Source organism: Mesorhizobium sp. J8, from assembly GCF_016591715.1.
In the GTDB taxonomy this organism is placed as follows: Bacteria; Pseudomonadota; Alphaproteobacteria; order Rhizobiales; family Rhizobiaceae; genus Mesorhizobium.
In genome coordinates, this window is record NZ_AP024109.1 from 3,419,264 (window position 1) to 3,433,455 (window position 14,192).

The 14,192-nt window shown below is 63.2% G+C and carries 8 protein-coding genes; 6 read left to right on the forward strand and 2 right to left on the reverse strand.

Annotation, left to right across the window (positions count from 1 at the left end; all coding sequences use genetic code 11):
• Positions 1 to 41 precede the first annotated feature (41 nt).
• The 3 genes from rpoB (at position 42) to MJ8_RS16400 (ending at position 9,406) form a co-directional block, all read left to right on the forward strand.
• On the forward strand, positions 42 to 4,178 hold the full coding sequence (gene rpoB / locus MJ8_RS16390) for a DNA-directed RNA polymerase subunit beta (RefSeq protein ID WP_201409916.1): 4,137 nt from the start codon (positions 42 to 44) through the stop codon (positions 4,176 to 4,178).
• 183 nt (positions 4,179 to 4,361) lie between these two features.
• Positions 4,362 to 8,558, forward strand: a complete 4,197-nt coding sequence (rpoC, locus tag MJ8_RS16395) for a DNA-directed RNA polymerase subunit beta' (protein ID WP_201409917.1) — start codon at positions 4,362 to 4,364, stop codon at positions 8,556 to 8,558.
• A 182-nt stretch (positions 8,559 to 8,740) separates the two neighbouring features.
• Entirely contained in the window at positions 8,741 to 9,406 is a 666-nt protein-coding gene (locus MJ8_RS16400) for an O-methyltransferase (protein ID WP_201409918.1), read from the forward strand.
• A 10-nt stretch (positions 9,407 to 9,416) separates the two neighbouring features.
• Here MJ8_RS16400 and MJ8_RS16405 read toward each other — a convergent pair whose 3' ends face one another.
• The gene (locus MJ8_RS16405) at positions 9,417 to 10,346 is read right to left on the reverse strand and encodes a Gfo/Idh/MocA family protein (protein ID WP_201409919.1); all 930 of its coding nucleotides are present in this window, start codon (positions 10,344 to 10,346) and stop codon (positions 9,417 to 9,419) included.
• A 69-nt stretch (positions 10,347 to 10,415) separates the two neighbouring features.
• A complete protein-coding gene (locus MJ8_RS16410) occupies positions 10,416 to 10,697 on the reverse strand; it encodes a transcriptional regulator (protein ID WP_201409920.1) in 282 nt (93 codons plus the stop codon).
• Between the two features lie 461 nt (positions 10,698 to 11,158).
• On the opposite strand from MJ8_RS16410, the gene rpsL reads away from it, so the two are divergent.
• Genes rpsL through fusA form a run of 3 tightly spaced genes read left to right on the forward strand, consistent with a single transcriptional unit; the run spans position 11,159 to position 14,128 of the window.
• On the forward strand, positions 11,159 to 11,530 hold the full coding sequence (rpsL, locus tag MJ8_RS16415) for a 30S ribosomal protein S12 (RefSeq protein ID WP_006202128.1): 372 nt from the start codon (positions 11,159 to 11,161) through the stop codon (positions 11,528 to 11,530).
• Between the two features lie 9 nt (positions 11,531 to 11,539).
• The gene (gene rpsG, locus MJ8_RS16420; protein ID WP_041003106.1) at positions 11,540 to 12,010 is read left to right on the forward strand and encodes a 30S ribosomal protein S7; all 471 of its coding nucleotides are present in this window, start codon (positions 11,540 to 11,542) and stop codon (positions 12,008 to 12,010) included.
• Positions 12,011 to 12,037: 27 nt separating this feature from the next.
• Positions 12,038 to 14,128: an elongation factor G gene (gene fusA / locus MJ8_RS16425; RefSeq protein ID WP_112131444.1), complete on the forward strand. Its 2,091-nt coding sequence runs from the start codon at positions 12,038 to 12,040 to the stop codon at positions 14,126 to 14,128.
• Positions 14,129 to 14,192: the final 64 nt, after the last annotated feature.

The window sequence follows — 14,192 nt, forward strand, 5'->3', positions numbered from 1 at the left end:
CGCGGCGAGGTTCGTCCCGAGTTTAGAGCTAAGGAGCGACGATGGCCCAGACCCAGACTTTCAATGGCCGCAGACGCGTACGCAAGTTCTTCGGAAAGATCCCGGAAGTTGCGGAGATGCCGAACCTCATCGAGGTTCAGAAGGCATCCTATGACCAGTTCCTGATGGTGGACGAGCCCAAGGGCGGCCGTCCGGACGAGGGACTGCAGGCCGTTTTCAAGTCGGTCTTCCCGATCTCCGACTTTTCCGGCTCCTCCATGCTGGAGTTCGTGAAGTATGAGTTCGAGGCACCGAAATTCGACGTTGACGAGTGCCGTCAGCGCGACCTGACCTATGCCGCGCCCCTGAAGGTGACGCTGCGCCTGATCGTGTTCGATATCGACGAGGATACCGGCGCGAAGTCGATCAAGGACATCAAGGAGCAGGACGTCTATATGGGCGACATGCCGCTCATGACGTCGAACGGCACCTTCATCGTCAACGGCACCGAGCGCGTCATCGTCTCGCAGATGCACCGCTCGCCGGGCGTCTTCTTCGACCACGACAAGGGCAAGTCGCACTCGTCGGGCAAGCTTCTGTTTGCCGCGCGCGTCATTCCCTATCGCGGTTCGTGGCTGGACATCGAGTTCGATAGCAAGGACGTCGTGCATGCCCGCATCGACCGTCGCCGCAAGATTCCGGTGACGTCGCTTCTGATGGCGCTCGGCATGGACGGCGAGGAGATCCTGTCGACCTTCTACAACAAGATCACCTACAAGCGCTCGGGCGACCACTGGCGCATCCCCTTCAACGTCGAGCGGTTCCGCGGCCTCAAGGCCGTCGGCGACCTGGTCGACGCCGATACGGGCGAGGTCGTTGTCGAGGCCGGCAAGAAGATCACCGCCCGCCAGGCCCGCCAGCTCGGCGAGAAGGGTCTCAAGGCCATCAAGGCGACCGACGAGGATCTGCTCGGCAATTATCTCGCCGAGGACATCGTCAACTACGCCACCGGCGAGATCTTCCTCGAGGCCGGCGACGAGATCGACGACAAGACGCTGAAGGTGCTGCTCGGCACCGGCGAGGAAGAGATCCAGATCCTGGACATCGACCACGTCAATGTCGGCGCCTACATCCGCAATACGCTCGCAGTCGACAAGAACGAGAGCCGCCAGGACGCGCTGTTCGACATCTACCGCGTCATGCGCCCGGGCGAGCCGCCGACGCTCGAGACCGCCGAAGCCATGTTCAACTCGCTGTTCTTCGACAGCGAGCGTTATGACCTGTCGGCCGTCGGCCGCGTCAAGATGAACATGCGCCTTGAGCTCAAGGCCGAGGACACCGTGCGCGTGCTGCGCAAGGAAGACATCCTGGCCGTGGTCAAGACGCTGGTCGAGCTGCGCGACGGCAAGGGCGAGATCGACGACATCGACAATCTCGGCAACCGCCGCGTGCGTTCGGTCGGCGAGCTCATGGAGAACCAGTACCGCGTCGGCCTGCTGCGCATGGAGCGCGCGATCAAGGAGCGCATGTCCTCGATCGAGATCGACACGGTCATGCCGCAGGACCTGATCAACGCCAAGCCGGCGGCCGCCGCCGTGCGCGAGTTCTTCGGTTCCTCGCAGCTGTCGCAGTTCATGGACCAGACCAACCCGCTGTCGGAGATCACCCACAAGCGTCGCCTCTCGGCGCTTGGACCGGGCGGCCTGACCCGTGAGCGCGCCGGCTTCGAGGTGCGCGACGTGCACCCGACGCATTACGGCCGCATCTGCCCGATCGAGACGCCGGAAGGCCCGAATATCGGTCTGATCAACTCGCTGGCCACCTTCGCCCGCGTCAACAAGTACGGCTTCATCGAAAGCCCGTACCGCAAGATCGTGAACGGCAAGCTGACCAACGAGGTCGTCTATCTGTCGGCGATGGAAGAGGCCAAGCACTATGTCGCGCAGGCCAACGCCGAGCTCGACAAGAACGGCAGCTTCGTCGACGAGTTCGTCATTTGCCGTAACGCCGGCGAAGTGATGATGGCGCCGCGCGAGAACGTCGACCTGATGGACGTCTCGCCGAAGCAGATGGTGTCGGTCGCGGCCGCGCTCATCCCGTTCCTCGAGAACGACGACGCCAACCGCGCGCTGATGGGCTCGAACATGCAGCGTCAGGCGGTGCCGCTGGTGCGCGCCGAGGCGCCGTTCGTCGGCACCGGAATGGAGCCGATCGTCGCCCGTGACTCGGGCGCCGCCATTGGCGCCCGCCGCGGCGGCGTGGTCGACCAGGTGGACGCCACCCGTATCGTCATCCGCGCCACGGAAGATCTCGATCCCGGCAAGTCGGGCGTCGACATCTACCGGCTGATGAAGTTCCAGCGTTCGAACCAGAACACCTGCATCAACCAGCGTCCGCTGGTGCGCATGGGCGACCGCGTCAACAAGGGCGACATCATTGCCGACGGTCCCTCGACCGAGCTCGGCGATCTGGCGCTCGGCCGTAACGTGCTGGTCGCGTTCATGCCGTGGAACGGCTACAACTACGAGGACTCGATCCTGCTCTCCGAGCGCATCGTGGCCGACGACGTCTTCACCTCGATCCACATCGAGGAGTTCGAGGTCATGGCGCGCGACACCAAGCTCGGGCCGGAGGAAATCACGCGCGACATTCCGAACGTCTCGGAAGAGGCGTTGAAGAACCTCGACGAGGCCGGCATCGTCTATATCGGTGCCGAGGTGCAGCCGGGCGACATCCTGGTCGGCAAGATCACGCCGAAGGGCGAAAGCCCGATGACGCCGGAAGAGAAGCTTCTGCGCGCCATCTTCGGCGAAAAGGCCTCGGACGTCCGCGACACCTCCATGCGCATGCCTCCGGGGACTTTCGGCACGGTCGTCGAAGTGCGTGTCTTCAACCGCCACGGCGTGGAGAAGGACGAGCGCGCGATGGCGATCGAGCGCGAGGAGATCGAGCGCCTTGCCAAGGACCGCGACGACGAGCAGGCGATCCTGGACCGCAACGTTTATGCGCGTCTTTCCGACGTGCTGGTCGGCAAGGAAGCGATCGCCGGACCGAAGGGCTTCAAGAAGGGCTCGAAGCTGTCGAAGGACATGCTCGACGAGTATCCGCGTTCCCAGTGGTGGCAGTTCGCCGTCGAGAACGAGAAGCTCCAGGGCGAGCTCGAAGCTCTGCGCGGCCAGTATGACGAGTCCAAGAAGGCGCTCGAGCAGCGCTTCATGGACAAGGTCGAGAAGGTGCAGCGCGGCGACGAAATGCCTCCGGGCGTCATGAAGATGGTCAAGGTCTTTGTGGCGGTTAAGCGCAAGATGCAGCCGGGCGACAAGATGGCCGGCCGTCACGGCAACAAGGGTGTCGTGTCGCGGATCGTTCCAGTCGAGGATATGCCTTTCCTCGAGGACGGCACGCATGCCGACATCGTGCTCAACCCGCTGGGTGTGCCGAGCCGCATGAATGTCGGCCAGATCCTGGAAACGCATCTGGGCTGGGCTTGCGCGGGCATGGGCAGGAAGATCGGCGAGCTGATCGACGCGTACAAGGCGGGCGGCGACATCAAGCCGCTGCGCAAGACGCTGGAAAGCTTCATGCCGGCCAACGACCGCAACGAGCCGATCCGCGAATATGACGACGAGAGCATCATTCGCCTGAGCGAGCAGATGCGCCGCGGCGTCTCCATCGCGACCCCGGTGTTCGACGGCGCGCATGAGGCCGACATCAACACCATGCTGGAGCAGGCCGGCCTGCACACCAGCGGTCAGTCGCAGCTCTATGACGGCCGCACCGGCGAGCCGTTCGATCGCAAGGTGACGATGGGCTATATCTATATGCTCAAGCTGCATCACCTGGTGGACGACAAGATCCACGCGCGTTCGATCGGTCCGTACTCGCTCGTCACCCAGCAGCCGCTGGGCGGCAAGGCGCAGTTCGGCGGCCAGCGCTTCGGCGAAATGGAGGTCTGGGCGCTCGAAGCCTACGGCGCCGCCTACACGCTGCAGGAGATGCTGACGGTGAAGTCGGACGACGTCGCCGGCCGCACCAAGGTCTACGAAGCGATCGTGCGCGGCGACGACACGTTCGAAGCGGGCATTCCGGAGAGCTTCAACGTTCTCGTCAAGGAAATGCGCTCGCTCGGTCTCAACGTCGAGCTGGAGAACACCCAGCTCGAAGAGACCCCGACGCGTCTGCCCGACGCTGCCGAGTAAGGCTACGGCGCGCCGCTCCGGGAAGCGGCGCGCCCCGAGCATGACCCCGAAAAGTGGCTACCGGTTTTCGGACAAGGTCATGCTCAACCAACAAATCTTCGGCCGGTTTGACCGGCCAATCTGCGGACATTTCGTCCGCGATCGATTGAAGGGGTTATCGAGGACCCCGAAAAGGAGAACGGCATGAACCAAGAGGTCATGAATCTCTTCAACCCGCAGGCGCCTGCGCAGGTGTTCGATTCCATCCGGATCTCGCTTGCCAGCCCAGAGAAGATTCTGTCCTGGTCGTTCGGCGAGATCAAGAAGCCGGAGACCATCAACTACCGCACCTTCAAGCCGGAGCGTGACGGCCTGTTCTGCGCGCGCATTTTTGGCCCGATCAAGGACTATGAGTGCCTGTGCGGCAAGTACAAGCGCATGAAGTACAAGGGCGTCATCTGCGAAAAGTGCGGCGTCGAAGTCACGCTGTCGCGCGTTCGCCGCGAGCGCATGGGCCACATCGAGCTCGCCGCGCCCGTCGCCCATATCTGGTTCCTGAAGTCGCTGCCCTCGCGCATCGGCACGCTGCTCGACATGACGCTCAAGGATATCGAGCGTGTGCTCTACTTCGAGAACTACATCGTCACCGAGCCGGGCCTGACCGCGCTGAAGGAGAACCAGCTCCTCAGCGAGGAAGAGTACATGCTTGCCGTCGACGAGTATGGCGAGGATTCCTTCACAGCCATGATCGGCGCCGAGGCCATCCATGACCTGCTTGCCGGCATGGACCTGGAGAAGATCGCCGGCGACCTGCGCTCGGAGCTGGCTTCGACCACGTCCGAGCTCAAGCAGAAGAAGTTCCTGAAGCGGCTCAAGGTCGTGGAGAACTTCATGGAATCCGGCAACCGTCCGGAATGGATGATCATGAAGGTGGTTCCGGTGATCCCGCCGGACCTGCGTCCGCTGGTTCCCCTTGACGGCGGTCGTTTCGCGACGTCCGACCTCAACGACCTCTATCGCCGCGTCATCAACCGCAACAACCGCCTGAAGCGGCTGATCGAGCTGCGCGCGCCCGGCATCATCGTGCGCAATGAAAAGCGCATGCTGCAGGAAGCCGTCGATGCGCTGTTCGACAACGGCCGTCGCGGCCGCGTCATCACCGGCGCCAACAAGCGTCCGCTGAAGTCGCTGTCCGACATGCTCAAGGGCAAGCAGGGCCGGTTCCGCCAGAACCTGCTCGGCAAGCGCGTCGACTATTCCGGCCGCTCGGTCATCGTGACCGGTCCGGAGCTCAAGCTGCATCAGTGCGGCCTGCCGAAGAAGATGGCGCTCGAGCTCTTCAAGCCCTTCATCTACGCCCGCCTCGACGCCAAGGGTTTCTCCTCGACGGTCAAGCAGGCGAAGAAGCTGGTCGAGAAGGAGCGTCCGGAGGTTTGGGATATCCTCGACGAGGTGATCCGCGAGCATCCGGTGCTGCTGAACCGCGCGCCGACGCTGCACCGCCTGGGCATCCAGGCGTTCGAGCCGACCCTGATCGAAGGCAAGGCGATCCAGCTGCATCCGCTGGTCTGCACTGCCTTCAACGCCGACTTCGACGGCGACCAGATGGCCGTCCACGTGCCGCTGTCGCTGGAAGCGCAGCTCGAAGCCCGCGTGCTGATGATGTCGACCAACAACATCCTGCACCCGGCCTCAGGCGCGCCGATCATCGTGCCGTCGCAGGACATGGTTCTCGGTCTCTACTATCTGTCGATCGTCAACCAGAACGAGCCGGGCGAAGGCATGATCTTTGCCGATATGGGCGAGCTCCAGCATGCGCTGGAGACCAAGGCCGTGACGCTGCACGCCAAGATCAAGGGTCGCTTCCGCTCGGTCGACGCCGAAGGCAACGTCGTGTCGAAGATCTATGACACCACGCCTGGCCGCATGATCATCGGCGAGCTTCTGCCGAAGAACGTCAACGTGCCTTACGACATCGCCAACCAGGAGATGACCAAGAAGAACATCTCCAAGATGATCGATACCGTCTACCGCCACTGCGGTCAGAAGGAGACGGTCATTTTCTGCGACCGCATCATGGCGCTCGGCTTTGCGCACGCCTGCCGTGCCGGCATTTCGTTCGGCAAGGACGACATGGTCATTCCGGACACCAAGCTGAAGCTTGTTTCCGACACCGAGGCTTTGGCCAAGGAATACGAGCAGCAGTACAATGACGGCCTGATCACGCAGGGCGAAAAGTACAACAAGGTCGTCGACGCCTGGGCCAAGTGCTCGGAAAAGGTCGCCGACGAGATGATGGCGCGCATCAAAGCGGTGGAGTTCGAGGAAAACGGCCGTCAGAAGCCGATGAACTCGATCTACATGATGTCGCATTCGGGTGCGCGCGGTTCGCCCACCCAGATGCGTCAGCTCGCCGGCATGCGCGGCCTGATGGCGAAGCCGTCGGGTGAAATCATCGAGACGCCGATCATCTCGAACTTCAAGGAAGGCCTCACCGTGCTCGAGTACTTCAACTCGACCCACGGCGCCCGCAAGGGTCTGGCCGACACCGCCTTGAAGACGGCGAACTCGGGTTACCTGACCCGCCGTCTCGTCGACGTGGCGCAGGATTGCATCGTCAATTCGCTGGATTGCGGCACCGACAAGGGCCTCACCATGCAGCCGATCGTCGATGCCGGCCAGATTGTCGCCTCGGTCGGCCAGCGCGTGCTGGGCCGCACCGCGCTCGACGACATCAACCATCCGGTCTCCGGCGAATTGCTGGTCAAGGCCGGCAAGCTGATGGATGAGCGCGACGTGGAGCAGATCGAGAAGGCCGGCGTGCAGTCGGTCCGCATCCGCTCGGCGCTGACCTGCGAGGTCAGGACCGGCGTGTGCGCCGTCTGCTACGGACGCGACCTGGCCCGCGGCACCCCCGTCAACCAGGGCGAGGCCGTCGGCGTCATTGCGGCGCAGTCGATCGGCGAGCCGGGCACCCAGCTCACCATGCGTACCTTCCACATGGGCGGCACCGCGCAGGTGGTGGACTCTTCGTTCCTTGAAGCCTCCTATGAGGGCAAGGTGCAGATCCGCAACCGCAACGTGGTGCGCAACTCGGAAGGCCAGCAGATGGTCATGGGCCGCAACATGGCGGTGCTCATCCTCGATGAGACCGGCAAGGAGCGCGCCACGCACCGCGTCGCCTATGGTTCGCGCATCTTCGTGGACGATGGCGACAAGGTGAAGCGCGGCCAGCGTATCGCCGAGTGGGATCCCTATACCCGCCCGATCCTCACCGAAATCGAGGGTCGCGTGGCGTTCGAGGATCTGGTCGACGGTATCTCCGTCCAGGAAACGGCCGATGAATCGACCGGCATCACCAAGCGTGAGGTCATCGATTGGCGTTCGACGCCGCGCGGCAGCGACCTGAAGCCCGCGATCGTCGTCCAGGACGCCAAGGGCAAGGTCGGCAAGCTGTCGAAGGGCGGCGATGCGCGCTTCCTGCTCTCGGTCGAGGCCATCCTCTCGGTCGAGCCGGGCGCGCATGTGAAGCCCGGCGACGTGCTGGCGCGTATCCCGATGGAAAGCGCCAAGACCAAGGACATCACCGGTGGTCTGCCACGCGTGGCCGAACTGTTCGAGGCTCGCCGTCCGAAGGATCACGCCATCATCGCCGAGATCGATGGCACGATCCGCTTCGGCCGCGACTACAAGAACAAGCGCCGCATCATCATCGAGCCGCATGACTCGACGCTTGAGCCGGTGGAGTACCTGATCCCGAAGGGCAAGCCGTTCCATCTCCAGGACGGCGACGTCATCGAGAAGGGCGACTACATCCTCGATGGCAATCCGGCGCCGCACGACATCCTGGCGATCAAGGGCGTGGAGGCGCTTGCCTCTTACCTCGTCAACGAGATCCAGGAGGTCTACCGACTGCAGGGCGTGTCGATCAATGACAAGCACATCGAGGTGATCGTTCGCCAGATGCTGCAGAAGGTCGAGATCACCGCGCAGGGCGACTCGACCTACATCCCGGGCGACCACGTCGACGTGATCGAGTTGGAAGAGGTCAACGAGCGACTGATCGAGGACGGCAAGAAGCCGGCCGAAGGTCAGCCGGTGCTGCTCGGCATTACCAAGGCCTCGCTGCAGACGCCGTCCTTCATCTCTGCCGCCTCCTTCCAGGAGACGACCAGGGTGCTCACCGAGGCTGCGGTTGCCGGCAAGACCGACATGCTGCAGGGCCTGAAGGAAAACGTCATCGTCGGCCGCCTGATCCCGGCCGGCACCGGCGGCACGATGAGCCAGATAAGGCGCATCGCCACCTCGCGCGACGAGCTCATCATCGATGAGCGCCGCAGGGCCTCCGGTGTCGAGGTCGCCGACCCGATGCTGACCGACATGGTCAATGCCGCGCAGTGAGCGCCGTGATATGAGAAACTAGACAGAAGGGGCCCGCGTGGGCCCCTTTTTGCATTCAGGGCATGATCCCGAAAAGTGGGTACCGGTTTTCGGGGAAGATCATGCTCCCAACAAGGAACCAGATCGGGATGATGGGTCTACGAGCCGTCATCCCGAGCTAACTTCACGAAAGAGGAAGAGCTATGAGCAGCAAGACCTGGACGGCTGTCGACGACTACATCGTTTCCTCGCTTTTCGAAACGGATCCCGTGCTGGACGCCGTGCTCGCGGCCAACCGCGACCAGGGCCTGCCGGCAATCGACGTGTCGCCCGCGCAGGGCAAATTGCTGTCGCTGCTGGTGCGCATTCGCGGCGCGAAAAAGGTGCTGGAGGTCGGCACGCTCGGCGGCTACTCGACCATCTGGATGGCGAGGGGATTGCCGGCGGACGGCAAGGTCGTGACGCTGGAACTCGAGCCGCACCATGCCAGGGTCGCGCGCTCGAATTTCGAGCGGGCAGGGATTTCCGACAAGGTCGACCTGCGGGTCGGCCCCGCGCTTCAGTCGCTCGCCGCATTGGCGGACGAAAGCGCCGGTCCGTTCGACCTCATCTTCATTGACGCCGATAAGCCGAACAACCCGAACTACCTGGCCTGGGCGATGAAGCTGGCGCGCCCGGGCACCGTCATCGTCTGCGACAACGTCATCCGCGACGGCGCGGTGGTGAAAAAGAACAGCGGCGATGCCAATGTCGAGGGCGCCCGCGCGGCGTTTTCGTTCATCGGCCGCGAGGAACGACTGGACGGTACGGCCATCCAGACCGTTGGCGCCAAGGGCTATGACGGCTTCACCATCGCGGTCGTTGAGTGAGGATCATGCCTCAGTCGAAGAACGCTTCGACCACGTTGCGCTTGCCGAGCATGAAAGCGTCGGCGACGTGCTGCAGCGGCGCGAGATCGACATCGGAAGTGCCAGCGCGGACGATCTCGGCGAAGCGCTTGTAAAGCATCGGATATTCGGCTTCCGGCTCGTCATGGATGATCTTGCCGTCGACCGCGAGCTTCGCGCCCCCGCCGGACAGCACCACACTGCCCTTGTCGGTCTCGGCCAGGATATCCCAGCTCTGCGGGCCGGTCTGCAGCCAGTCGAGCTCCATCGTCACCGGCAGGCCGTTGGACGTGCGGAAGGCGACATGCGCCGCGACCGGCGCCGCGCGGTTTTCCGGAAAATCGAGCACGGCCGAGGTGATGAACATCGGCGGCAGGATATGCGTGGCGATCGACAGCGCGTTGATGCCGGGATCGAACACGCCGAAGCCGCCAGGTTCCCAGATCCATTCTTGGTTCGGGTGCCAACGGCGCACGTCTTCCTTCCAGTTGATGGCGGCCGACGTCAGCTTGGCGGAGGCGAGGAAGGCGCGGGCGGCTTCGACCGCCGGCGCATAACGAGAGTGCCAGCTGGCGAAGAGCGACACGCCGTTCCTTTCGGCCAGCACTTTGAGATGCTCGACCTCGCTGACCGTGGCGCCCGGTGGCTTTTCGAGGAACACATGCTTCTTGGCTTCCAGCGCGACGCGCGCCGCGTCATAGCGGAACTGCGGCGGCATGCAGAGCGAGACCGCGTCGAGCGCGGGTTCGGCCGAAAGCATCGCTTCGATCGTCGGGTAGTTCGCGATACCATCGACTTTGCCGTGGCGGCTCGCCGCGGCGACGAGCCGATAATCGTCGTCCTTTGCAACCGCCGGCAGATGCTGGTCACGCACGATCTTGCCCACGCCGACAATGCCGAGCTTGATGGGGGTGCTGGTCATGGAAGCTCCGAAAGGGAAGAGTGGCTGACTTTAGGGTGTTGGGGAAAGGACGCAGCGCGGCCGGCTGTATCAGGACGGCTCGTCGAAGGTGACGATCGAGACCTCGCCTTCGAGCGCGCCCTGATAGGCCGACAGATGCGGTTCCTCGTCGGGCTCGCCTTCCATATCGCCGATCTGGTCGAGCTCGGCCTCCGCGAATCCCTTCGCGGCGAGCGATTCGAGCGCGCGGCGCACGGCGGAATCATCGTCGGGCGCCACCAGCATCACATGCACGCCTTCCGGCTTGCCGCCTTTCTTGCGCCAGACCCGTCCGGTGATGATGGTGACCGGCCGTTCTTCATTGTCGTTCACGGGTTGATTCCTCATTTGGCGGGCGATAGTCCGGTTCAAGCCGCCTTTTGGCACGAAGCAGGCCGGGAAGACAGCCGCAAGCCGGTCACTTTCTTCCTCGCGCTTGAAAAAAGGCGCAATAAAATTACATGCGTTTCGCGCATGGCTGCCAAGCTCCGAATTGACCGCAATATTTGCCGTTGCGGGGTTGACGGGCAATGGCCTTACGAGTAGAAGCCGCCACGTCAGAACCGATGTGAGACTTGCCTTTCCGAGGCGACGCGCTTTGGAGTTTGTCTCAAACAGGGTTCGTTTTACGAGCGAAAAGACATTTCCGGCGCGCATGAAGCGGCTTCCGCTTCCTCTGCAATTTGTTTGGGCAGGACCGCGAGACGCGGTGTGTTGCCCGAATTTGCGTATGGAAATGACGCTTTGAGCGGCCCTGACAGGGCAGACACGGAATTGAGAGACAAGAGGGTTTAATGCCTACCGTCAACCAGCTGATCCGCAAGCCGCGCCTGGCGCCGGTGAAGCGCAACAAGGTCCCGGCCATGCAGCAGAACCCGCAGAAGCGGGGCGTCTGCACGCGCGTCTACACCACGACGCCGAAGAAGCCGAACTCGGCGCTGCGCAAGGTGGCCAAGATTCGCCTGACCAACGGCTTTGAGGTGATCGGCTATATCCCGGGCGAAGGTCACAACCTTCAGGAGCACTCGGTGGTCATGATCCGCGGCGGCCGCGTCAAGGATCTGCCGGGTGTCCGCTACCACATCATCCGCGGCGTGCTTGACACGCAGGGTGTGAAGAACCGCAAGCAGCGTCGTTCGAAATACGGCGCCAAGCGTCCGAAGTAAGGGTTTCCCATGTCCCGTCGTCACAGTGCAGAAAAGCGTGAGATCAATCCGGACCCCAAGTTCGGCGATCTGGTCGTCACCAAGTTCATGAACGCCGTCATGTATGACGGCAAGAAGTCGGTTGCCGAGACCATCGTCTACGGCGCGCTGGACCAGGTCCAGGCCAAGACCAAGCAGGAGCCGGTCGCCGTGTTCCATCAGGCGCTCGACAATGTCGCGCCGCATGTGGAAGTGCGCTCGCGTCGCGTCGGCGGCGCCACCTACCAGGTTCCGGTCGACGTGCGCCCCGAGCGCCGTCAAGCGCTGGCGATCCGCTGGCTGATCGCCGCGGCCCGCAACCGCAACGAGACCACCATGGTCGACCGCCTCTCGGGCGAGCTGATGGACGCGGCCAACAACCGCGGCACCGCCGTCAAGAAGCGTGAAGACACCCACAAGATGGCGGAAGCCAACCGCGCCTTCGCGCATTACCGCTGGTAACGCGAAAGAGACTGAGAGGCACCTCCCATGGCCCGCGAATACAAAATCGAAGACTACCGCAATTTCGGTATCATGGCGCACATCGACGCCGGCAAGACGACGACGACCGAGCGCGTCCTGTACTACACGGGCAAGTCGCACAAGATCGGCGAAGTCCATGACGGCGCTGCCACCATGGACTGGATGGAGCAGGAGCAGGAACGCGGCATCACCATTACCTCGGCCGCGACCACGACCTTCTGGAAGGGTCGTGACGGCAAGATGCGCCGCTTCAACATCATCGACACCCCCGGACACGTCGACTTCACAATCGAGGTCGAGCGTTCGCTGCGCGTGCTCGACGGCGCCATCGCGCTGCTCGACGCCAACGCCGGTGTTGAGCCGCAGACCGAGACCGTGTGGCGCCAGGCCGACAAGTACCACGTGCCGCGCATGATCTTCTGCAACAAGATGGACAAGATCGGCGCTGACTTCTACCGCTCGGTGGAAATGATCGGCTCGCGCCTCGGCGCTCAGGCCGTCGTCATGCAGCTGCCGATCGGCGCCGAGACCGAGTTCAAGGGCGTCGTCGACCTCGTCGAGATGAACGCGCTGGTCTGGCGCGACGAGACCTTGGGCGCCGCCTGGGACGTCGTCGAGATCCCGGCCGATCTCAAGGAAAAGGCCGCTCAGTACCGCGAGAAGATGATCGAAGCCGCGGTCGAGATGGACGAGACCGCGCTCGAGAACTACCTCGAAGGCAACATGCCGTCGAACGACGAGATCCGCGCGCTGATCCGTAAGGGAACCATCGCGGTCAAGTTCTTCCCGATGTTCTGCGGCTCGGCCTTCAAGAACAAGGGCGTGCAGCCGCTGCTCGACGCCGTCGTCGAGTACCTGCCGTCGCCGATCGACGTGCCGGCCATCAAGGGCGTCGACGCCAAGACCGACGCCGAGATCGAGCGTCATGCCGACGACAACGAGCCGCTGTCGATGCTGGCGTTCAAGATCATGAACGACCCCTTCGTCGGTTCGCTGACCTTTGCCCGTATCTATTCGGGCAAGCTCACCAAGGGCACCTCGCTCGACAACACGGTGAAGGGCAAGAAGGAGCGCATCGGCCGCATGCTGCAGATGCATGCGAACTCGCGCGCCGACATCGAGGAAGCCTATGCCGGCGACATCGTTGCGCTGGCCGGCCTCAAGGACACGACCACCGGCGACACGCTCTGCGATCCGCTGCACCCGGTCATCCTTGAGCGCATGGAGTTCCCCGATCCGGTCATCCAGATCGCCATCGAGCCTAAGACCAAGAACGACCAGGAAAAGATGGGCCTCGCGCTGCATCGCCTGGCGGCCGAGGATCCGTCCTTCCGCGTCAAGACCGACGAGGAATCGGGTCAGACCATCATCGCCGGTATGGGCGAGCTGCATCTCGACATCATCGTCGACCGCATGCGCCGCGAGTTCAAGGTGGAAGCCAATGTCGGTGCGCCGCAGGTGGCTTATCGCGAGACGATCACCCGCACGCACGAGCAGGACTACACGCACAAGAAGCAGACCGGCGGTACCGGCCAGTTCGCGCGCGTCAAGATTCTGTTCGAGCCGAACACCGAGAGCGAAGAGTTCGTGTTCGAGTCCAAGATCGTCGGCGGTGCGGTTCCGAAGGAATACATCCCGGGCGTCGAGAAGGGCATCCAGAGCGTCATGGGTTCCGGCCCGTTCGCCGGCTTCCCGATGATCGGCGTCAAGGCGACCCTGATCGACGGCGCCTTCCACGACGTCGACTCCTCGGTGCTGGCGTTCGAAATCGCCTCCCGCGCCTGCTTCAAGGAAGCCGCTCCGCGCCTCGGCGTGCAGCTACTGGAGCCGATCATGAAGGTCGAGGTCGTGACGCCGGAAGATTATGTCGGCGGCGTCATCGGCGACCTCAACGGCCGTCGTGGCCAGATCCAGGGCCAGGAAGCGCGCGGCGTCGCCGTCGTCATCAACGCGATGGTGCCGCTGGCGAACATGTTCAAGTACGTCGACAATCTGCGTTCGATGTCGCAGGGCCGCGCCCAGTACACGATGCAGTTCGACCACTACGAGCCGGTTCCGACCGCGGTCGCCCAGGAAGTTCAGAAGAAATACGCGTAACTCGAGCGGGTTGCACGAGACCTTAATTCAAGGCCCGCACGGGCAGGCAGGAATGGAGAGATCA

Coding starts and splice junctions, on each gene's coding strand:
- rpoB (WP_201409916.1), top strand. CDS start 42: ATGGCCCAGACCCAGACTTTCAATGGCCGCAGACGCGTACGCAAGTTC.
- rpoC (WP_201409917.1), top strand. CDS start 4,362: ATGAACCAAGAGGTCATGAATCTCTTCAACCCGCAGGCGCCTGCGCAG.
- MJ8_RS16400 (WP_201409918.1), top strand. CDS start 8,741: ATGAGCAGCAAGACCTGGACGGCTGTCGACGACTACATCGTTTCCTCG.
- MJ8_RS16405 (WP_201409919.1), bottom strand. CDS start 10,346: ATGACCAGCACCCCCATCAAGCTCGGCATTGTCGGCGTGGGCAAGATC.
- rpsL (WP_006202128.1), top strand. CDS start 11,159: ATGCCTACCGTCAACCAGCTGATCCGCAAGCCGCGCCTGGCGCCGGTG.
- rpsG (WP_041003106.1), top strand. CDS start 11,540: ATGTCCCGTCGTCACAGTGCAGAAAAGCGTGAGATCAATCCGGACCCC.
- fusA (WP_112131444.1), top strand. CDS start 12,038: ATGGCCCGCGAATACAAAATCGAAGACTACCGCAATTTCGGTATCATG.